Source organism: Ferrigenium sp. UT5 (assembly GCF_045866295.1).
In the GTDB taxonomy this organism is placed as follows: domain Bacteria; phylum Pseudomonadota; class Gammaproteobacteria; order Burkholderiales; family Gallionellaceae; genus Sideroxyarcus.
Window position 1 is genome coordinate 41,800 of sequence record NZ_BAAFRY010000015.1, and the last position, 20,444, is coordinate 62,243.

Consider the following 20,444-nt stretch of genomic DNA (forward strand, 5'->3'; position numbering starts at 1 on the left):
AATTGTTATAGGATTTTGTGTCAATGACGAAAAAGAAAAAAAATATCCGCGAGCTCGACCCGTTTCTGGCGCGTGAACGCGAACAATACGAACAGCCCTTGCCCAGCCGCGAATTTGTGTTGCAGGTGCTGACCGAGCAGGGCGTACCGGTGGAGCAGGAGGCATTGTGTGCCTTGCTCCAGATCGAGCCGCACGAGGAGGAATTGTTCTCCCGCCGCCTGCGCGCGATGGAACGCGACGGGCAGATCATGCGCAACCGCAAGCGCGCGCTCTGCGTGGTGGACAAGCTGGACTTGGTCAAGGGCAAGGTCCAGGGCCATCCGGACGGGTTCGGCTTCCTGATCCCGGACGACGGTAGCGGCGATCTCGTGCTGAGCGAGAAGGAGATGCACAACGTGCTGCACGGCGATACGGTGATGGCGCGGGTGGCCGGAGAAGACCGGCGCGGCCGGCGCGAAGCCAAGATCGTCGAGGTGCTGGAACATGCCAATACGCGCGTGGTCGGCCGGCTCTACGAGGAGCACGGTATCCAGTTCGTGGTGGCGGAGAATCGCCGCATCAGCCAGGATTTCCTGGTGGCGGCAGGACAGCACGGCGGGGCGAAGGCGGGGCAGGTGGTGATTCTGGAAATTCTGCAGCAGCCCTCCAGGCACGCACAACCGATCGGCCGCATCGTCGAGGTGCTGGGAAATTACGCCGACCCCGGCATGGAAATCGAAATCGCCCTGCGCAAGCACGATCTGCCGAACGAATTTCCGCCGGAAACGAAACGGCTGGCGGAATCCTTCTCTCCTGAGGTGAGAGCAGCCGACTACGCCGGACGCGAAAGCGTGGCGCATTTGCCGCTGGTGACCATCGACGGCGAAACGGCGCGCGATTTCGACGATGCGGTGTATTGTGAACCCAGTGGCCAAGGTTACCGGCTGGTGGTGGCGATCGCCGATGTCAGTGCCTATGTGCAGCCGGGCGATGCGCTGGACCGGGAAGCGATCGCTCGCGGCAACTCGGTGTATTTCCCGCGCCGGGTGATTCCGATGCTGCCGGAAGAGCTTTCCAACGGGCTGTGTTCCCTGAATCCGAATGTCGAGCGCCTGTGCATGGTGTGCGACATGGAGATCTCCGCCGCCGGCGAAATCCTGCAACATCGTTTTTACCCTTCGGTGATGTTCTCCCATGCGCGCCTGACCTACACCCAGGTGGCCGACATGCTGGCCAACCCGCAGGGCGAGACTGCACGCCAGTATGCGGCTGTGCTGCCACACATCAACCATCTGTACCAGCTGTTCCAGACCCTGCTCCAGGCGCGCGAGAAGCGCGGTGCCATCGATTTCGAGACGGTGGAGACGCAGATGATCTTCAACGACCAGGGCAAGATCGAGAAGATCGTGCCGGTGGTGCGCAACGACGCGCACAAGCTGATCGAGGAATGCATGCTGGCGGCCAATGTGTGTGCGGCAGCCTTTTTGAAAGAGCACGAGCATCCGGTGCTGTATCGAGTCCATCAGGGACCGACCCCGGAGAAGCTGGAAGCGCTGCGCGAGTTCTTCAAGGAGTTCGGTTTGCAATTGGGCGGCGGCGACGATCCGCAGGCGGGCGACTATTCCAAGTTGCTCAAGCAGATCAAGGGGCGTCCCGATTACGGCCTGCTGCAGACCGTGATGCTGCGCTCCCTGCGCCAAGCCGTGTATGCCCCGGAAAATCTGGGGCACTTCGGTCTCGGTTACGAAGCCTATGCGCACTTTACCTCGCCCATCCGCCGCTATCCCGACTTGCTGGTGCACCGCGCCATCAAGGCCGTGCTGGCCGGAAAACAGTACAAGCCGAAACTCAAGTGGACGGAACTTGGGGTGCATTGTTCGATGACCGAGCGCCGTGCCGACGATGCGACGCGGGATGTCGAGGCGTGGCTCAAATGCTTCTTCATGCGCGATCATCTGGGCAGCGTGTTTGACGGTACGATTTCGTCCGTGACCGGCTTTGGCCTGTTCGTGTCGCTGGACGATCTGTATGTGGAAGGACTGGTGCACGTGTCCGAACTGGGCGCCGACTATTACCATTTCGATCCGGCCAAGCATCAGATGCTGGGGGAGAGAACGGGCAAGCGCTACCGTCTCGGCGACCGCGTGCGGGTGAAGGTGGTGCGGGTCGATATGGAAAGCACCAAGATCGATTTTGTGCTGGAAAGCGCGCCGAGCGAAGATGCGCCGGATGTGGGGGCCTGGGGACGGGCGGCAGCGAAGAAAACCGGGACGGGCGGCAAATCCGGCAAGGCGGGGAAGCGTCATGGCTGAAGCGCGCATCATCCACGGCTTCCATGCCGTCACGGCCCGCCTGCGCCAGAACGCGGATAGCGTGCTGGAATTGTATGTCGATCCGCAGCGGCGCGACCCGCGCGCGCGCGACCTGCTCAAACTCGCCGAGAGCAACGGGGTACGCATCATTCAGGTGGACGGGAAACGGCTGGATGGCATGGCTGGCAATGCGCGTCATCAGGGGGTCGCGGCGCGCGTGAATGCGGCGCAAAAAGTGCAGCACCTCGACGATGTGCTGGACACATTGACCGAACCGGCGCTGCTGCTGGTGCTGGACGGGGTGCAGGATCCGCACAATCTGGGCGCCTGCCTGCGCAGTGCCGACGCGTTCGGGGTGCATGCGGTGATCGCGCCGAAGGATCGCGCGGTGGGCGTCAATGCCACGGTGGAGAAAGTCGCCTGTGGCGCGGCGCAGACCGTGCCCTATATCACGGTCACCAATCTGGCGCGCACCCTGCGTGAGTTGAAGGAACGCGACATCTGGGTCATCGGCATGGACGGCGAGGCGGAGACGAACCTGCATGAGACGCGACAAACCGGCGCCGTGGCGCTGGTGCTCGGCGCGGAGGGGGAGGGAATGCGCCGCCTGACGCGTGAGACCTGCGATCAGCTGGCACGCATCCCGATGCTGGGCAGCGTGGAAAGTCTAAATGTCTCGGTCAGCGCCGGCATCTGCCTGTACGAAGCCCGCCGCGCGCGCACGGTGAAGATTCCGGTTTAGCCCGCGATGCAGAAATTCGATTTCTCGATTCGAACGCGTGACGGGCAGCACATTGTCAGTGTGGTGATCGGGGCAAACGATCAGGCGGAGGCCGAACGCAAATTGCGCCAGATGTACCACCACTGCGAGGTGTTGTCGTGCGGAATGCGTGAAAGCGGCGCGGCGCAGCATGCGGTGTCGATGGAAGAGATCATTACCCTGATCTCGAAATGAAATTCATTCGATGAAACCGCTTTCCAGCAATTCCTGCAACAGCGCCGCGTAATCTCGCGCCCCGCGGCTGTCGGGGGCATAGTCGAACACCGTCTGGTTGACGGCGGGGCTCTCCGCCAGGCTCACGTTTTCCGCGATGCAGGTATGGCAGACGTCCTCGCCGAAACGCGCCTGCGCCTGTTCCAGCACATCCCAGGACATGCGCCGGCGCCGGTCGAAACGGGTGAGGAGGTAACGCCGTTTGACGCGGCGCTTGAGCACCGGCTCCAGCGCACGCAGCGTCTTCTCGATATGTTGCGCACCCTGTAGCGAGAGATGGTCAGCGGAGATCGGCACAATCAGCCCGTCGCAGGCGAAGATCGCATTCAGCGACAGGACGCCGATCATCGGGCTGCAATCCATGACCAGCGGTTCGTTCGGGTGGGTGACGAATCCCTCGCCGCGCAGGGCTGTATGTAGCCGGTTCACCACATTAAAGCCTTTGCCGAACAGGACATCCACCTTGGCCAGTTCAGTGTGCGATGGAATCAGGGGAAACCCGCAGGAGGAAGGTCGCAGCAGGTCGCGCAAGGGGCGGTTCCGCTGGAACAGCGAGAGCAGCGTGTCATCCCCGGAGTGGGTGTCGATCCGGGCGATCGCAGTGAATTGCGCCTGCGGATCGAGATCGATGGCGCGGGGCTCGCGGCCGCCAAGGCGCAATGCCGCAGTCAAATTGAGCGCTGTGGTGGTCTTGCCGACCCCGCCTTTCTGGTTGAATACCGCAACGATGCTCATGAAGTCAGCGCAGCAACTCCTCGATTTTGCGATTGGCCTGCTGCAATTTGCGGAACAGGGCGTTCATCAGGGCCTTGTCCATATAAGTCATGTTTTCGCCGCCCAACGACTTGATGTCCGTTTTGCGGATCACGGCGGCGATCACTTCACCCTCGGCAATCACGGTGGCCGAACGCGAGGTCGCCTCGGCCGCAAAGAACGCGGCTTCGCCGATACATTCCCCGCTATGCAGCACGGCCACTTCCTGATTGCGAACCTGCACGCTGGCCTTGCCGAACAGGATCACATAAAAGGCATTGATCTCGTCGCCTTCCGTGGTGATCTTCTCCGCATGCTTGAAGGTTTTGATCGAGGTCGATCTGGCGATCGATTGCAGCGCCGCGCTGGGAATCGGATCAAAGAATGAACATTTGCGAATCTCGTCGAACTGATTCTGCGCAACCTCGTCCAGGCGCTGCGTAAAACTGGCGAGACTGGTCTGGATGGCATCCAATTCGTCCATATTCCCCTCCACTGTTTTGACTGGCGCACAAGTTATCACATGCGCCCTGACCTGTCTTGGGCAAGCCGCGCCGCCGCAACGCCGCTGATGACCGCCCCCTCCAGGGTCGCGGGGTAATCGCCTGCCACATAGTCTCCGGCCAGCCACAGCCCGGGGAGCGGTGTTTGCGGCGGCGGACGTTGCAGGTTGGGTGTGCAACAGAAGGTGGCGCGCTTTTCGGCGATGACCTGGAACCAGTGTGGCGTCTGCGCGATCCCGAATTCCTCGCGCAGTTCGCTGATGACCCGTTGCGCCAATTCTTCCTGTGCCAATTGCTGATGGACGCCTTCCGCGCTGATGACGGCGGCCAGCAGGCCGTTCTGCCCGGCGATCCTGCCTTTGTCGAACAGCCACTGGCTGAAGCGCCGGTGCAGGCCGATCATCGGGTGGGGCAGGGTGACGTGCGCGGGATATTGCAGATACACGGTGTAGATCGGTTGCTGCTCCAGCGCGGCAATCTGGTGCACGGTGGCGTCCATCCCGGGCAACGGGCCCAACAGTCTTGCGGCAACACCGGGTGCGACGGCGCAGATGACCTGGCTGAAACGTTGTACGCCCTGCGCGGTAGCAAGCGCTATCCCTTCGGGGTGTGCAACAACAGACTCCACGGCGCAGGAAAGGCGAACCGTTCCGCCATGCCGCGCGACGTATGCGGCGGCGCGCTGCGGGAACAGCGCGCCGAGGTCGATCCGCGGCAGGAGCATGTCGCTGTCGGCGCGTTTCCTGTTCAGCGCATCGCGCAGCACGTTGAGCAGCACCTGGGCCGAGGCCTTGTGGATCGGGGTGTTCAGCGCGGCGAGGGTGAGCGGTTCCCACAGTTTCAGGGTCAGGTCGGCATCCTGCCGGTATTGCACGAGCAATGCGGCCACGGTCATGTCTTGCGGGAGACGGAATTTCATAACGCGCAGGGATAGCATGAAACGCATGGCGGCAATGCGTTCACGCTTCGTCAGGCCTCGCGCACTGGCAAGCGCGACCAGCAGATGGAACGGGGCGGGCAGACGCGGCGCGCGCAGTTCGAGATGGCGGTGCAGATCGAGTTGCAACGGCAGGCGCAGGAAGTCTGTTTTGATGTTGCCGCCAACCCGTTCGATCAGGCGCAGGGTCTCGCGGTAGCAGCCCAGCAGCAGATGTTGCCCGTTGTCCAGAGTCAAATATTCCCCCGTCAAGGGACGGTTGCCCTTTTCCCCTTCGGGGGAAAGTTGGAAAGAGGGAGAAGCAGGGTGTTCTCCTTGCCCCGGCGGGTTAGGAATGCGCACCCCGCGTGCACGCCCGCCAAGTTGTTTCGCGCTTTCGAATACCGTGACCGGGATGCCTTGGGCGGCAAGTTCGACCGCGGCCGCCATGCCGGCATAACCGCCGCCGATGATGGCAAGAGTCAGAGATTGTTTTTCGCGGTTGCCCCCGCTCCCTCCGGGGGAGGGTTGGGGAGGGGGTATGGCGTTCAGTTCCTCCACCATGCCTGGATGACCAGCCACACTTTGTATAGCGGCCCCAGCGACACGCGCTCGCGCAAAACATGGCAGCCGCTGCGTTCCACCTCGTCCAGCACGGCCTGATAGACCGCGGCCATCAGGAGCCCGGCACGCTGCGCCTTGCGATCCACCGCGGGCAGGTGGTCGAACGCCTGCCGGTAATAGCGTCGGGCGCGTTCGATCTGGTATGACATCAGTTTCCGGAAGTTGTCGGTCTCGCGCGCATTCAGGATGTCATCCGCAGTCACGCCGAACTGCTGCATCTCGTCCATGGGCAGATAGATGCGGTTGCGCCGCGCGTCCTCGCCCACGTCGCGGATGATGTTGGTGAGCTGAAAAGCGATGCCGAGATCGTGCGCATACTTCAATGTCTCGCGGTCGCGGTAGCCGAAGATCTCCGCCGAAAGCTGGCCGACCACCGAGGCCACGCGGTAGCAGTACAGTTGCAGCGACTTGAAGTCGGCATAGCGCGGCTGGTCGAGATCCATCTCCATGCCGTCGATGATTTCCAGCAAATGTTCCTGCGGCAGGTTGAACTGCTGCACGACGGGCGCCAGCGCCTGACACACCGGGTGTTGCGGGATGCCACCGTAAATCGCGGCAACTTCGCCGCGCCACCAGTTCAACGTGGTGCGCGCCACTTCGGCTTCCGAGCATTCGTCCACCACATCGTCCACCTCGCGGCAAAACGCATACAGTGCGGTCATCGCCCGGCGTTTGTCCGGCGGCAGGAAGCGAAAGCTGCCGGTGAAGCTGGAACCGCTTTGCCGGGCTTTGTCTGCGCAGTATTGGTTCGGATCCATATGTGTTTAGAAGGGGGCGGATTTGGTCAGCATGATAACCCAGTCGAACGGACGCAAGACCGGGCGCCGGGTGAACACGTCGTAATCGGCGGCTTCGATTTTATCCAGAATGCGCAAGCCGCCCTGGATGATCAGGCGCATCTCCAGCCCGATGCGGCCAGTCAGGATGCTGCCCAGCGGCTTGCCGGCCAGCATCAATTGGCGCGCCCGCGTCACCTCGAACTGCATCAGTTCGCGCCAGTGTGGGTTGCAACACGCTTCTGCGATCTGTGTTTCGGCCACATTGAAACGGGCCAGGTCGTCCTGCGGCAGATAGACCCGTCCGATGGCCCAATCCTTTGCCACGTCCTGCCAAAAGTTGATGAGCTGGAGCGAAGTGCAGATGGCATCGCTGTATCTCAAGTTGACCCCGGTCGCTTCGCCGTACAGGTGCAATAGCAGATTGCCGACCGGGTTGGCCGAGCGGCGGCAGTAGGCGAGCAGCTCGTCGAAATCGGCGTAGCGTTTCTTCGCCACATCCTGGGAAAACGCATCGAGCAGGTCGTGGAAGGGCTGCATGGGCAGTTGGTGCGCCCTGATTTCGGTGGCCAGACGCTTGAACAGCGGTGACAGCGGCACATCGCCCCGCGCGATGCGGTTCAGCTCGGCGCGGAAATCGTCCAGCCGTTGCAGTCGTTCAGTATCGGAGTCGTTGCCCTCGTCGGCGATGTCGTCCGCCGCGCGGGCAAAATGGTAGATCGCCGCCACCGGCTTGCGCAGGCGGCGCGGCAAAAGGATGGAAGCGACGGGGAAATTCTCGTAATGATCTACAGGCATTAGGGCAGATCGTTGCGATGCAACAGGAAGACGAACTCGTCGCCGGCGCTGACATCCAGCCAGGTGAAAGGCAGTTCCGGGAAGGCTGCTTCGAGCGCATCGCGGTTGTGCCCGATCTCGACCACCAGCAAGCCGTTTTCGGTGAGATGTTCGGCGGCCTGGGCGAGGATGATGCGCGTGGCATCCAGGCCATCGTCCCCGCTGCCCAAAGCGAGCTTGGGTTCGTGTAAGTATTCTTGTGGCAGCGCAGCCACTGAAGGCGCATCGACGTAAGGGGGATTGCTGATGATGAGGTCGTATTGGCGGCCTTGCAGGGCAGTGAACAAATCGCTTTGGAAGAGTTCGATCCGTTCTTCCAACTGATAGTCCAGCACATTGCGGTGCGCCACATCGAGTGCGTCTGCGGATAGATCGACGGCATCAATCAAGGCATTGGGGAAAGCATGCGCCGCCAGGATGGCCAGGCAACCGCTGCCCGTACACAGGTCCAGCACGCTGCCAACCCCCTCGGCATCGTCTATCCAGGGATGCAACCGTTCGCGCAACAGTTCGGCGATGAAGGAGCGCGGCACGATGACACGTTCGTCCACGTAAAACTCGAAGTCGCCGAGAAATGCCTGGTACGTCAGGTAGGCGGCGGGGATGCGCTGTTCGACCCGTTTCTCGATCATGTTCAATACCAGCAGCAGTTCGTTGTGGGTCAGGCGCGCATCGAGAAAAGGTTCGAGACGATCCAGCGGCAAATGCAGGGTGTGCAGGATGAGATAGGCGGCCTCGTCGTAGGCGTCCTCGCTGCCGTGGCCGAAAAACAGTTTGGCTTCGTTGAAACGGCTGACCGCGAAGCGCAGACAATCGCGCACGGTGACCAGTTGCTGAACGGCCTCGTTGTACAGGCTCATGCTTCACCCAGCAGTTCAACCAGGGTCTGGTAGTAGATTTCGGAAAGCGCGTCGAGGTCCGCGACCGCCACGCATTCGTTGAGCTTGTGGATGGTCGCGTTGAGCGGTCCCAGCTCGATCACCTGCGGGCAGATGTCGGCGATGAAGCGCCCGTCCGAGGTGCCGCCGCTGGTGGAGAGTTCGGTCTCGATACCGGCGACCCGCTTGATTGCCGCGGCCACGGCATCGACCAGATCGCCGCGCGGGGTGAGATAGGGTTTCCCCGACATTTCCCATAGCAGGTCGTATTCCAGGCCGTGCCGGTCGAGGATGGCATGCACTCTGGTCTGCAGCGATTCGGGGGTGCTGGCGGTGGAGTGGCGGAAGTTGAACAGAATTTCCACCGTGCCGGGCACCACGTTGGTTGCGCCGGTGCCGCCCCTGATGTTGGAGACCTGCCAGGAAGTCGGCGGAAAGTATTCATTGCCTTCATCCCACACGGTCGCCGCCAGTTCCGCGATGGCGGGTGCCGCCAGGTGGATCGGATTCTTCACCAGGTGCGGATAGGCGATGTGGCCCTGCACGCCTTTGACCGTGAGCGTGCCGGAGAGCGAGCCGCGCCGGCCGTTCTTGATCGTGTCGCCGAGTTTGTTCACGCAGGTCGGTTCGCCGACGATGCAGTAATCGAGCCGTTCGCCGCGTGCCTGCAACGCTTCGACCACGCGCACGGTGCCGTCCACTGCGATGCCTTCCTCGTCCGAGGTGAGGAGGAGGGCGATGGAGCCTGTGTGTTGCGGGTATCGGGTGATGAATTTTTCGCTGGCGCAGACGAAGGCGGCGATGGAGCCTTTCATGTCGGCCGCGCCGCGCCCGTACAGCATGCCGTCACGGACGGAGGGTTTGAACGGGTCGCTGTCCCACTGGTTCACCGGGCCGGTCGGCACCACATCGGTATGGCCGGCAAAGCATACGACCGGGGCGGCATCGCCGCGCCGCGCCCACAGGTTTTCCACTTCGCTGTGGCGCATCTTTTCCAGATTGAAATCCAGGGGGGCGAGGCGCGCGCCGATGATGTCGAGACAGCCGTCATCCATCGGGGTGAGCGAACGGCGGGCGATGAGTTGTTTTGCTAAATCGAGAGTGCTGCTCATTTTGTCGTGATCAAAGTTCCAGTGCGTTGTATTCGTGTTCGACAAATCCGGTCGCCAGCACTTTGCCCTTGCTGACCAGCACCGGGCGTTTGATGACGTTGGGTTTTTCCAGCATCAAGGTCAGCGCGGAGGCATCGTCCCGGATCGAAGTTTTGACCGCATCCGGCAATTGTCCCCAGGTCGGACCGGTTTTCTTCAGCAGTTTTTGCCAGCCGATTTGCCGCAGCCATTCGGATAACTGGGGTGCGGAAACGGGCTGTTTCCTGAAGTCGATGAACGCGTAACGTGTCCCGTGTGCATCCAGCCAGGCACGGGCTTTTTTTACCGTATCACAATTCGGAATGCCGTACAGTTTCATCGCTCCGTTCCCGGCGTCCCGAGATGGAGCTTGATCCCGTCGAAATCCGCCGGGGGCGCATTGGGCCGGGTCGCCGGTTTTTCATTCGGGTCAAACGCTTTAACCTGGCTGGTCTGCGAATAATCGATATGCGAAGACAGGTTGCTGGCCGAGTCGGCATTGAGCAGGGCTTCTTCCTTGGTGATTTCGCCCGATTTGAACAGTTTGTACAGCGCCTGCTCGAAGGTTTGCGAACCCTGTGAAACACTTTGTTCGATCGCCTCGCGAATTTTTTCGATCTGGTCGTTCTTGATCAGGTCGGCGATCAGCGCCGAATTCAGCAGAACTTCCACCGCCGGTACCTGCTCCCCTTGCACATTGCGCACCAGGCGCTGCGAGATGACCGCGCGCAAACACATGGACAGATCGGACAGGACGCTTTGCCGTGCATCGTAAGGGAAGAAGTTCACGATGCGGTTGAGCGCGTGATAACTGTTGTTGGCGTGCAGGGTGGACAGACACAGGTGGCCGGTCTGGGCGAAGATCAACGCATGTTTCAGCGTGTCGCGGTCGCGGATCTCGCCGATCATCAGCACATCGGGGGCCTCGCGCATGGCGCTGACCAGTGCCGCGCCGTAGTCCTCGGTGTCGGTCCCGATCTCGCGCTGGTTCACGATACATTTGTCGTGATGGATCAAGTATTCGATCGGATCTTCAATCGTCAGGATATGACCGCTGCTGGTGCTGTTGCGGTGCTGGATCATGGAAGCCAGCGTGGTCGATTTGCCCGAGCCGGTGGCGCCCACCATCAGCACCAATCCGCGCTTTTCCATGACCAGCCCCTTTAATACGGCGGGCAGATTGAGCGATTCGATATCCAGCACCTGGCCGCGCACATAGCGAATGACCACCGCGATGCTGCCGCGCTGGCGGAATATATTGACGCGGAAGTTGCCGATCTGCGGCATGCGGTAGGAGAAGTTCATCTCCATATGCAACTCGAAGTCTGCGATCTGTACCGGGTTCATCAGTTCGTACGCGACCTGCTTGACCTGCTCTTCCGTCAACTTCTGCTGCTGGTTGACCGGCATCACGATGCCGTTGATCTTGATGTTGATGGGGGCGCCCACCGAGAAGAACAGGTCGGAAGCCAGTTTGTCGGCGGCGAGTTGCAGGAGTGGCGTGACGATCATTGGTTCACCTCGATTCCAGGAGACCGGGGGCTGAATTCAGGGAAAGCGGCGGTATCCTGAATCACCACTTCCGCGTTAAATGCCGCGCAGCAATTCGTTGATGCCGACCTTGCCCAGGGTCTTGGCATCGACCTTCTTTACGATGACGGCGCAATACAGGCTGTATTTGCCGTCGGCGGAGGGCAAGTTGCCGCTGACTACCACGGAACCCGCCGGTACTCGGCCATAATGCACCTCGCCGGTTTCGCGGTCATAAATCTTGGTGGACTGGCCGATGAACACGCCCATCGAGATCACCGCCCCTTCCTCCACGATAACGCCCTCGACGATTTCGGAGCGTGCGCCGATGAAGCAGTTGTCCTCGATGATGGTCGGGTTGGCCTGCACCGGCTCCAGCACGCCGCCGATGCCGACACCGCCCGAGAGGTGCACGTTCTTGCCGATTTGCGCGCAGGAACCGACCGTGGCCCAGGTATCGACCATGGTGCCTTCATCCACGTAGGCGCCGATGTTGCAGTAGGAAGGCATCAGCACCACATTTTTGGCGATGTACACGCCGCGCCGCGCCGCCGCCGGGGGTACCACGCGGAAGCCGCCTTCGCGGAACTCCTTGGAGTTGTAGTCGGCGAACTTGGACGGCACCTTGTCGAAATAATTGGTGAAGCCGCCCTTGATGAAATTGTTGTCCTCAATGCGGAACGAAAGCAGCACGGCTTTTTTCACCCACTGGTGGGTCACCCAGTCGCCGTTGATTTTTTCCGCCACGCGCAGCTTGCCCTGATCCAGATATTCGATCACGGTGTTGAGGGTCTCCTTCAGCTGCGCGTCGACATTGCGCGGCGTGATCTCGGCGCGGCGATCAAAAGCTTCTTCGATGATGGTTTGCAAGTGGGGCATGGTGATTTCCTGGAAATGTAAATAAACCCGAAGTCTGAACGATCGGAATTATAAGCGCAGCGGCCATTATAGCCTCAGGCGGATTCGCGAATAAAGCAATCGGATGGATTGCCTGTTTTGCACAGAGGTTGCGCTTTGGATCGTGCTTTAAATGCTTACAGCGGAACCAGAGTGTAGCTTCGGCCGTCGCTTTCGCGACTTGACTTGCGGTGCAAGTTCACCCTGCGGGTACGAGAGCCTTTGCTGCAACCCGGCCCTGTTGTTACAACAGGACCAGATTGTCCCGGTGGATCAGTTCGGGTTCGTCGATGTAGCCGAGAACGGACTCGATCTCGCTGCTCGGTTTCCGTGCGATAAGGCGGGCTTCATCCGAGCTGTAGTTGACCAGTCCGCGCGCGATGTCGCAGCCGTCGCCGTCGAGGAGGGCGACCACCGCGCCGCGCTGGAAGTTTCCGCCGACGCCGGTAACGCCGATCGGGAGCAGGCTTTTCCCTTCGCTGCGCAGGGCGCGCACCGCGCCGTCGTCGAGGGTGATCTTGCCGCTGACCTGCAGGTGGTCGGCCAGCCATTGCTTGCGCGCATCCAGCGCAAGCGAGGGCGCGGTGAGCAACGTGCCGATGGATTCCCCGAGCAACAGGCGCGATAGCACGTCGCGCTCGTGGCCGGAAGCGATGACGGTATGGGCGCCGCTGCGTGCCGCCCGTTTGGCGGCCAATACTTTGGTGATCATGCCGCCGCGTCCGATGTGGCTGCCGGCACCGCCGGCCATCGTTTCCAGTTTGGCATCGCCCGCCTGCACTTCATGGATGAGTGTGGCGCTGGCGTCGTTGCGCGGGTCGGCGCTGAACAGACCGCTTTGGTCGGTGAGGATGATCAACGCATCGGCTTCGATCAGGTTGGTGACCAGCGCGCCCAGCGTGTCGTTGTCACCGAATTTGATTTCGTCGGTGACCACGGTGTCGTTCTCGTTGATGATCGGGATGACGCCGAGCTTGAGCAGGGTGCGCAGCGTGGAGCGTGCGTTGAGATAACGCTCGCGGTCGGCCAGGTCGGCATGCGTCAGCAGTACCTGCGCGGCGAGCAGCTGGTGTTGGCGAAACGCGCTTTCATAGGCTTGCACCAAGCCCATCTGGCCAACGGCGGCGGCGGCCTGCAATTCATGTACCGCATCAGGACGCTGTTTCCAGCCCAGGCGTTGCATGCCTTCGGCGACGGCACCGGAGGAGACCAGCACCACTTCGTGCCCGCGCGCGCGCAGGGCGGCGATCTGCCGTGCCCAGTTGCCGATGGCGTTCAGGTCCAGACCGGCGCCGCCGTTGGTGACGAGGCTGCTGCCAACCTTGACGACAATACGCCTGGCTTTGGTCAGGATGGTTTTCATAGCGACGGGTCGTAAATATCGATTTCGGATTCCTGTGCGCCGGCGGTGACGGCTTCCTGCTCTTTTTCCGCAACCTGGTCGAGGTATTCCATGATGGCGTAAGTCAGCTCCTTGCAGCCTTCGCCGTTGATGGCAGAGATGGTGAAGTAACGTGTGTCTGTACCAAACGCTTCGAGGAAGGCGGCGACTTTCTCTGCACGATCCTGCAGCAGGTCGAGTTTGTTCAACACCAGCCAGCGTGGTTTGTTGTACAACGCCTCGTCGTATTTCTTCAGTTCATTGATGAGGGCCTTTGCTTCATGCACCGGATCGACACCTTCGTACAGCGGGGCGAGATCGACCAGATGCAGGAGCAAACGGGTGCGCGCCAGATGGCGCAGGAACTGGTGTCCCAGTCCCGCCCCTTCCGCCGCACCCTCGATCAGGCCCGGGATGTCGGCGATGACAAAACTCTTCTGGTCGGAGACGCGCACGACGCCCAGGTTCGGGTGCAGGGTGGTGAAGGGGTAGTCGGCAACCTTGGGACGGGCGGCGGACACCGCGCGGATGAAGGTAGACTTGCCCGCGTTGGGCATGCCGAGCAGGCCGACATCGGCCAGCACTTTCAATTCAAGTTGCAGTTCGCGCCGTTCGCCTTCCTCGCCCGGGGTGCATTGGCGCGGGGTACGGTTGGTGCTGGACTTGAAATGCAGATTGCCCAGCCCGCCCTTGCCGCCGCGGGCGAGCAGGATCTTTTCGCCGTCACGTGCGAGGTCGGCAATCACTTCGCCGCTGTTGAGGTCGGTGATGACGGTGCCGACCGGCATCTGCAGGATGATGTCGTCCGCGCCCTTGCCATAGCAGTCCGCCCCGCGTCCGGACTCGCCGTTCCTGGCACGGTGCATGCGCGCGTAACGGTAATCGACCAGGGTGTTGATGTTGCGGTCGGCCACGGCATACACGCTGCCGCCGTGCCCGCCGTCACCGCCGTCGGGGCCGCCTTTTTCGATATATTTCTCATGCCGAAAGCTGGCTGCGCCGTTGCCGCCGTTGCCGGCGATGACTTCAATTTTTGATTCGTCGATGAATTTCATTCGAATAGCTCGTTCAGAAAATGCGCGTTCAGCCACAGATAGACACGGATGTTCGCGGATGGGAAAAGCTCAATTTTGCGGATCAATCCTTGAAGATTTTATCCGTGTGTATCCGTGTTCATCTGTGGCCAAGGTTTTTTCTGCCATTTACTACAAAATAAAAAAGCCCTACCTTGCGATAGGGCTCATTCTAACTGCTCGCGCGGGTTAGGCGGGGACGATGCTGACCGTCTTGCGCTTCAGCGCGCCCTTGACCGCAAATTGCACCTTGCCGGTGATCTTGGCGAACAGGGTATGGTCCTTGCCCATGCCGACGTTGTCGCCGGCGTGAACCTGCGTGCCGCGCTGGCGGATGATGATGCTGCCGGCGTTGATCAGTTCGCCGCCGTAGCTCTTGACGCCGAGGCGTTTTGAGTGCGAGTCGCGGCCGTTACTGGTACTGCCACCACCTTTTTTTGATGCCATGTTCTAGCTCCTTTTGCTTAAGCGGAGATGCCGTCGATGCGGATCTCGGTATAGTTTTGACGGTGCCCCTGGTGCTTTTGATAATGTTTGCGGCGACGCATCTTGAAGATGGTCACTTTCTTGTTGCGGCCGTTGGCAACGATCGTCGCCTTGACGGAAGCGCCATTCAGCAGGGGCTGGCCCACGCTGATCTTGTCGCCATTGCCAACCATCAGCACTTGGTCCAGCACGATTGCACTGCCGACATCGCCGTCAACGGATTCAATCTTGAGCGTTTCGCCTTCGATAACGCGATATTGTTTGCCACCGGTCTTAATTACTGCGTACATGACTACCTCGCTTGATGCTTAATGCGGTTTCCCGCTTAATGCGGTTTTTAGTTACGGCATAACTTTCAGGTTATGCCGCTTTGGTACGGATTTTAGTTACGGCATAACCTGAAAGCTAGCCTCCACTGAAATGTGGATTTTCAGAGCCGCGCATTATACATAAACCCTCCGAATCGTCAAAAGCCTTTTTAACGCCTCATGGAATCGAAGAACTCGGCGTTGTTTTTGGTGGCCTTGACCTTGTCCAGCAGGAATTCCATCGCTTCCAGTTCGTCCATGGGGTACAGCAGCTTGCGCAACAACCAGATTCTTTGCAGGATTTCAGGTTTGAGCAGCAATTCTTCCTTGCGCGTGCCGGAGCGGTTGACGTTGATTGCCGGGTAGATGCGTTTTTCTGCCATGCGCCGGTCGAGGTGGATCTCCATGTTGCCGGTGCCCTTGAATTCCTCGTAGATCACGTCGTCCATGCGGCTGCCGGTATCGACCAGCGCGGTGGCGATGATGGTGAGCGAGCCGCCTTCCTCGATGTTGCGCGCGGCGCCGAAGAAGCGCTTGGGGCGCTGCAGCGCATTGGCATCCACCCCACCGGTCAGCACTTTGCCGGAAGACGGGATCACGGTGTTGTAAGCGCGTGCCAGACGGGTGATGGAGTCGAGCAGGATGACCACATCCTTCTTGTGTTCGACCAGGCGCTTGGCTTTTTCCAGCACCATCTCGGCGACCTGCACGTGGCGCGTCGCCGGTTCGTCGAAGGTGGAAGCGACCACCTCGCCGCGCACGGTGCGGCTCATCTCGGTCACTTCTTCCGGGCGCTCGTCGATCAGCAGCACGATCAATGTCGCATCAGGGTTGTTGGCGGAGATCGAGTGGGCGATATGTTGCAGCATCACGGTTTTGCCGGACTTGGGCGAAGCCACCAGCAGGCCGCGTTGGCCTTTGCCGATGGGGGCAACGATGTCGATGATGCGTCCGGTCATGTTCTCTTCGGCGCGGATGTCACGTTCCAGACACATCTGTTTGGTCGGGAACAGCGGGGTCAGGTTTTCGAACAGGATCTTGTTCTTGGCGTTCTCCGGCGGTTCGCCGTTGACCTTGTCCACCTTGACCAGTGCCACATAACGCTCCCCTTCCTTGGGGGTGCGGATCTCGCCTTCAATCGAGTCGCCGGTATGCAGGTTGAAGCGCCGTACCTGGCTGGGGCTGACGTAAATATCGTCGGGGCCGGCCAGATAGGAGGTGTCCGGCGAGCGCAGGAAACCGAAGCCGTCCGGCAGTACTTCCAGCGTCCCTTCGCCGAAGATGCTTTCGCCTTTCTTGGCCTGGTTCTTCAGCAGCGCGAAGATCAGGTCCTGCTTGCGCATGCGGTTGGCGTTGTCGATCTGGTTGGCGGTGGCCATTTCAACCAGTTCGGTGATGTGTTTGGTCTTGATGTCGGATAGATGCATGGTCAGGATGGGCGCGTGAGCGCGGTTGATCGAGGGTTACTGGGGATTGTTGCGGGGTTTGCGGGAAATCCCGCGCCGGATTGCCGTGCTGCTCTGGATTTGATTATTTTGTCTGCGTTTCAGAACGAAACTCGGCAAGTGCGGGCGGGAGACTAAAGGGTTCAGATGTGGCTGTCAATGAAAGCGGTGAGTTGGGATTTGGACAGGGCGCCCACCTTGGTTGCTTCGATGTTGCCATTCTTGAACAGCATCAGCGTGGGGATACCGCGCACGCCGTACTTCTGCGGGGTCTGCTGGTTCTCGTCCACGTTCAGCTTGGCGATGTTCAGGCGACCGCCATATTCCTTGGCCACTTCATCGAGGATGGGCGCAATCATGCGGCAAGGTCCGCACCATTCGGCCCAGTAGTCCACCAGCACAGGAAGCGGGGACTGCAGGACTTCAGCCGTGAAAGTGTCGTCGGTGATGTAACGGATGTGCTCGCTCATGTTTTTTCTCGTTGTGAATTTAAGGAGGTTTGTTTCGATGCGGCAGAGCCGCGTTGAAGTAAGACGCTGACAGGGGCGCATCCTAGCGAAAAAAATCCCGCTTGGGAAGTATTTTGCCGGGTGTCGCGTAACTGACTGAATGGGCAGTGTTTCATTTTTTCCAGAGATGCAATTGCGAGCGGTGCAGATCATCCACGTTCCGTGTTTCCCGCGGCGGATGGTTGCTGACGGCGAAGGAATTACTGATGAACAGCGCGCCGGGATGCAACTCGCGCTCGACTTTTTCCCACAGCGCCGACATCGGCACCGGCGACAGGTAAGCGAACACCACGTCATAGTCGGCCAGATTGCAGTCCCACAGGCTTTGCCAGCGTACCGTGCAGTTGCGGTAGCCGCCGAGACGGATGCGCAGCCAGCTCAGGGCGAAGGGTATCGGCGCAACCTCCACGCCGTCGAACCGGCTTTCCGGCCGCTGCCGCGCCAGATGGGTCAGTACCCCGCCGAGGCCGGAACCGAGGTCGATGAAGCGCAGCGGCCGGTCGGCCGGGAGCAGGGTCTCCAGACTGCGCCACACTTTCTGGCTGGAAAGATACAGCGGTACCTGGGTGCGGAACGTGCTCCAGTACACCAGCAGCAGGAGCAGGAAAGCCAGCAGAAAAATCCGGGGATCGATATTGGCTGCAAGGGCGAGAACCAGCGCCGGGGCAAACACGATCTGGATGATCAGCCACCAGCGCGCCTGTTTCGCCAGGTGGCTGAACGTAGCAGCGAGCAGGCCTGCCAGCAGCGCCAGCGCGAGTGGCGGCCAGCCCAGATTGCCTGCGATGAGGAAAGCCGCCAGCCATGCCGTCCCCTGCAGGGCGAGCGCGATGAGCGATGGCGGCAGACGCGGCATGGGGGTCAGCGCACCAGCGCCGCTTCCACCGTGTCGCGTTTCGCTTTGCTGGTCAGGTGTTCGAGCAGGGTCAGGGCGAAGTCCATGGCGGTGCCGGGCCCGCGCGAGGTGATCAGTTTCCCGTCTTCCACCACGGCGGTGGTTTGCCGCTGCACGGCGGGAAACTCATCGAGCGACCCCGGATAACCGGTGGCGCGTCGGCCGTCGAGCAGGCCGGCCTGCGCCAGCACCGAAGGTGCGGCACAGATCGCGGCGACTTGCTTTCCCTGTTGTGCCATCTGCTGGAGCAAAAGAATGACGCGCGCGTCGGCGCGCAAACGATCGGTGCCGGGCTGGCCGCCCGGCAGCACGATCAGGTCGAAATCGGCACCGCGCACCTTGTCCACGGTGGTGTCGGGCAGCAGCACCGTACCGCGACTGCCGCGCAACGGACCGGCCGCCAGACCGGCCACGGTAACCTCGATGCCGCCCCGGCGCAGGATGTTGATGACGGTGACGGCTTCCAGTTCTTCGCTGCCGTCGGCGAACAGGATCAGTGCTTTTTTCATTTCATCCTCCTACGGATATTAAGTGGGCTGTGCAAAGTGTCGGTCGGATTTGCACATGGGCGCAAGGGCCCTTGCAGGGCAAACCGACGGTGTTGATCGTGCAGTTTGCTGTCGGACTAAAGTCCGACCCACACAACCTCCGTTTCAATCGCGGAAATTCTGATATTGCAGGGGAAAGTCGGTGATGGTTTTCTTGACGAAAGCGATGGCGGCCTGCAGGTCGTCGCGGTTCTTGCCGGTGACGCGCACGGCATCGCCCTGGATGCTGGCCTGCACCTTGAGCTTGCTGTCCTTGAGATGCTTGACGATTTTTTTCGCCAGCTCGATTTCCACGCCAACCTTCACCGTGCAACTGCGCTTGACCTTGTTGCCGCTGACTTTTTCGATCTTGTCGCTGATGTCGAGACTGCGGATATCCACCCCGCGCTTGGCCAGCTTGCCGTTGAGAATATCCTGCACCTGCCCGAGCTGGAACTCGTTGTCGGCGAACACGGTGAGCACCAGTTCCGCCTGTTCCACGCGCGCATCCGAACCCTTGAAGTCGAAGCGGGTGCTGACTTCCTTGTTGGTCTGTTCGAGCGCGTTCTTGACTTCGGTCTTCTCCACTTCTGAAACGATGTCGAACGAGGGCATGGAATCTCCTTATTTAGCCAAAAGAGCAGACATAATCGACCGCTTCCGCCCCGGTGTGAATCTCGAAGCTGCCATTTTCGGCCACCTTGAAGCTGCTGCCGGCGGCGTAGGTCTTGAATGCCGGCTCGCCGGCGATTTTTACCGAGCACGTCCCGGCGGTGATTTCCATCAGTTCGGGGGCGCCGACGTTGAAGGTGAGTTGGCTGTCCGGCAGGACCACGCCACAGGTCTTGCGCGTTCCGTCGGGAAAGTACACCGAGTGCGATACGCATTTGCCGTCGAAGAATACGTTGGCTTTCTTGCCGACGCTGACGTTGTCGAATCTGTCTGACATCTGGTTTCCTCTGAAGTTATGCTGCGAGTTCGTCGGCTTTGACGCCTTTTTGGTAATGCGTGTAAAGGTAGAGCGGGATGCCAAGATCGCCCAGATGGTGTTCGATCAGCGGTTTCACCTCGTTCCAGTCCAGTCCGTTGATGCCGCAGGCGAGGCGGGGCAGGGCGAGGCTGGCGATTTTTTCCTTCTGCACGAACGTGCGCAGCGCGTGCAGCGCGTGGTTGATGTGGGTCAGGGTCGCGTGTCCCGGTTTGCTGCCGTGGGCGTAGGCCTCGTCCTGCGTGAACAGATTGGCCAGATAACGCCCGTCGCTGCTCATCCAGGCCCACATCTCGCCGGACTTGGGATGCCGGGTGTGGCAGTAGTGGCGGAAGTCCTTGTACATCGCCGGCATGCGCTCGCGCAGCTGCAGCGCGAGGCCGTGCATGCAATCGTCGTTCGGCGCGATGCCCTGGGCGATCGCCCTGGCATTGCTCAACAGAATGTCCCCCGTCACTTCGTGCAACATACCGCCTCCCCGGAAATAATCGGACTCAGTAGTGTCCGGTTAAAAGTCGAACAAATTTAGCTGGTTAGAAAAGTCCGTCTGTTCTAAGAGTTGTCCACCGCCCGCGAAAGCCTGATCTAGTGGGGTTTTCTCAAAGACAGACACCGAAAGAATCTGTAGCAGCGAATAAAGCGAGGCATCCAATTGCAGCTCCTTCTTAACGATGGCAATCAGCACGTAGGTAGAGACGGCGCA

At 60.5% G+C, this 20,444-nt stretch carries 24 protein-coding genes and 1 pseudogene; 3 read left to right on the forward strand and 22 right to left on the reverse strand.

Annotated elements, in window-relative coordinates; all coding sequences use genetic code 11:
• The first annotated feature begins 23 nt into the window (after positions 1-23).
• Genes rnr through ACKTSJ_RS07240 form a run of 3 tightly spaced genes read left to right on the forward strand, consistent with a single transcriptional unit; the run spans position 24 to position 3,246 of the window.
• Positions 24-2,291, forward strand: coding sequence for a ribonuclease R (rnr, locus tag ACKTSJ_RS07230; protein ID WP_407898824.1), 2,268 nt, complete (start codon positions 24-26; stop codon positions 2,289-2,291).
• Complete coding sequence (gene rlmB / locus ACKTSJ_RS07235) at positions 2,284-3,033, forward strand: 23S rRNA (guanosine(2251)-2'-O)-methyltransferase RlmB (RefSeq protein WP_407898826.1); 750 nt, start codon at positions 2,284-2,286, stop codon at positions 3,031-3,033. The genes rnr and rlmB overlap by 8 nt, the downstream gene beginning before the upstream one ends.
• A gap of 6 nt (positions 3,034-3,039) precedes the next feature.
• Positions 3,040-3,246: a hypothetical protein gene (locus tag ACKTSJ_RS07240; RefSeq protein WP_407898828.1), complete on the forward strand. Its 207-nt coding sequence runs from the start codon at positions 3,040-3,042 to the stop codon at positions 3,244-3,246.
• Positions 3,247-3,249: 3 nt separating this feature from the next.
• On the opposite strand, the gene ACKTSJ_RS07245 is transcribed toward ACKTSJ_RS07240, so the two are convergent.
• From ACKTSJ_RS07245 to ACKTSJ_RS07350, 22 genes and pseudogenes are all read right to left on the reverse strand, one after another.
• Positions 3,250-4,020 (reverse strand): ParA family protein, encoded by a 771-nt coding sequence (locus tag ACKTSJ_RS07245; RefSeq protein ID WP_407898830.1) that lies wholly within the window; start codon positions 4,018-4,020, stop codon positions 3,250-3,252.
• A 4-nt stretch (positions 4,021-4,024) separates the two neighbouring features.
• Positions 4,025-4,522 (reverse strand): Crp/Fnr family transcriptional regulator, encoded by a 498-nt coding sequence (locus ACKTSJ_RS07250; protein ID WP_407898832.1) that lies wholly within the window; start codon positions 4,520-4,522, stop codon positions 4,025-4,027.
• A gap of 35 nt (positions 4,523-4,557) precedes the next feature.
• Positions 4,558-6,021, reverse strand: coding sequence for a hydroxysqualene dehydroxylase HpnE (gene hpnE / locus ACKTSJ_RS07255; protein ID WP_407898834.1), 1,464 nt, complete (start codon positions 6,019-6,021; stop codon positions 4,558-4,560).
• Positions 6,006-6,839 carry a presqualene diphosphate synthase HpnD gene (hpnD, locus tag ACKTSJ_RS07260; RefSeq protein WP_407898836.1) on the reverse strand — a complete coding sequence of 278 codons (834 nt, stop codon included), beginning with the start codon at positions 6,837-6,839 and terminating at the stop codon, positions 6,006-6,008. Before hpnD ends, hpnE begins: the two co-directional genes overlap by 16 nt.
• 6 nt (positions 6,840-6,845) lie before the next feature.
• Entirely contained in the window at positions 6,846-7,655 is an 810-nt protein-coding gene (hpnC, locus tag ACKTSJ_RS07265; RefSeq protein ID WP_407898838.1) for a squalene synthase HpnC, read from the reverse strand.
• The gene (gene prmB, locus ACKTSJ_RS07270) at positions 7,655-8,554 is read right to left on the reverse strand and encodes a 50S ribosomal protein L3 N(5)-glutamine methyltransferase (protein ID WP_407898840.1); all 900 of its coding nucleotides are present in this window, start codon (positions 8,552-8,554) and stop codon (positions 7,655-7,657) included. Before prmB ends, hpnC begins: the two co-directional genes overlap by 1 nt.
• On the reverse strand, positions 8,551-9,684 hold the full coding sequence (gene dapE, locus ACKTSJ_RS07275; protein WP_407898842.1) for a succinyl-diaminopimelate desuccinylase: 1,134 nt from the start codon (positions 9,682-9,684) through the stop codon (positions 8,551-8,553). The genes prmB and dapE overlap by 4 nt, the downstream gene beginning before the upstream one ends.
• 10 nt (positions 9,685-9,694) lie before the next feature.
• Positions 9,695-10,042, reverse strand: coding sequence for an arsenate reductase (locus ACKTSJ_RS07280; protein ID WP_407898844.1), 348 nt, complete (start codon positions 10,040-10,042; stop codon positions 9,695-9,697).
• Entirely contained in the window at positions 10,039-11,214 is a 1,176-nt protein-coding gene (locus ACKTSJ_RS07285) for a PilT/PilU family type 4a pilus ATPase (protein WP_407898846.1), read from the reverse strand. The genes ACKTSJ_RS07280 and ACKTSJ_RS07285 overlap by 4 nt, the downstream gene beginning before the upstream one ends.
• 75 nt (positions 11,215-11,289) lie before the next feature.
• The gene (gene dapD / locus ACKTSJ_RS07290) at positions 11,290-12,111 is read right to left on the reverse strand and encodes a 2,3,4,5-tetrahydropyridine-2,6-dicarboxylate N-succinyltransferase (RefSeq protein WP_407898848.1); all 822 of its coding nucleotides are present in this window, start codon (positions 12,109-12,111) and stop codon (positions 11,290-11,292) included.
• Positions 12,112-12,373: 262 nt separating this feature from the next.
• A complete protein-coding gene (proB, locus tag ACKTSJ_RS07295) occupies positions 12,374-13,492 on the reverse strand; it encodes a glutamate 5-kinase (RefSeq protein WP_407898850.1) in 1,119 nt (372 codons plus the stop codon).
• Positions 13,489-14,565, reverse strand: coding sequence for a GTPase ObgE (gene obgE, locus ACKTSJ_RS07300; RefSeq protein ID WP_407898852.1), 1,077 nt, complete (start codon positions 14,563-14,565; stop codon positions 13,489-13,491). The genes proB and obgE overlap by 4 nt, the downstream gene beginning before the upstream one ends.
• Before the next feature lie 207 nt (positions 14,566-14,772).
• A complete protein-coding gene (rpmA, locus tag ACKTSJ_RS07305) occupies positions 14,773-15,030 on the reverse strand; it encodes a 50S ribosomal protein L27 (protein WP_407898854.1) in 258 nt (85 codons plus the stop codon).
• A 17-nt stretch (positions 15,031-15,047) separates the two neighbouring features.
• Complete coding sequence (gene rplU / locus ACKTSJ_RS07310) at positions 15,048-15,359, reverse strand: 50S ribosomal protein L21 (protein ID WP_407898856.1); 312 nt, start codon at positions 15,357-15,359, stop codon at positions 15,048-15,050.
• A gap of 188 nt (positions 15,360-15,547) precedes the next feature.
• Complete coding sequence (rho, locus tag ACKTSJ_RS07315; protein WP_407898858.1) at positions 15,548-16,804, reverse strand: transcription termination factor Rho; 1,257 nt, start codon at positions 16,802-16,804, stop codon at positions 15,548-15,550.
• Positions 16,805-16,965: 161 nt separating this feature from the next.
• Positions 16,966-17,292 carry a thioredoxin TrxA gene (gene trxA / locus ACKTSJ_RS07320; RefSeq protein WP_407898860.1) on the reverse strand — a complete coding sequence of 109 codons (327 nt, stop codon included), beginning with the start codon at positions 17,290-17,292 and terminating at the stop codon, positions 16,966-16,968.
• A gap of 151 nt (positions 17,293-17,443) precedes the next feature.
• Positions 17,444-18,187, reverse strand: a complete 744-nt coding sequence (locus ACKTSJ_RS07325) for a class I SAM-dependent methyltransferase (protein WP_407898861.1) — start codon at positions 18,185-18,187, stop codon at positions 17,444-17,446.
• A gap of 5 nt (positions 18,188-18,192) precedes the next feature.
• A complete protein-coding gene (locus ACKTSJ_RS07330; RefSeq protein ID WP_407898863.1) occupies positions 18,193-18,735 on the reverse strand; it encodes a DJ-1 family glyoxalase III in 543 nt (180 codons plus the stop codon).
• A gap of 144 nt (positions 18,736-18,879) precedes the next feature.
• Complete coding sequence (locus ACKTSJ_RS07335; RefSeq protein ID WP_407898866.1) at positions 18,880-19,368, reverse strand: YajQ family cyclic di-GMP-binding protein; 489 nt, start codon at positions 19,366-19,368, stop codon at positions 18,880-18,882.
• Positions 19,369-19,381: 13 nt separating this feature from the next.
• Positions 19,382-19,702 (reverse strand): pyrimidine/purine nucleoside phosphorylase, encoded by a 321-nt coding sequence (locus ACKTSJ_RS07340; RefSeq protein ID WP_407898868.1) that lies wholly within the window; start codon positions 19,700-19,702, stop codon positions 19,382-19,384.
• A 16-nt stretch (positions 19,703-19,718) separates the two neighbouring features.
• Positions 19,719-20,210 carry an Appr-1-p processing protein gene (locus ACKTSJ_RS07345; protein WP_407898870.1) on the reverse strand — a complete coding sequence of 164 codons (492 nt, stop codon included), beginning with the start codon at positions 20,208-20,210 and terminating at the stop codon, positions 19,719-19,721.
• Positions 20,211-20,249: 39 nt separating this feature from the next.
• A pseudogene (locus ACKTSJ_RS07350) lies at positions 20,250-20,444 on the reverse strand (IS4 family transposase); the annotation flags it as partial.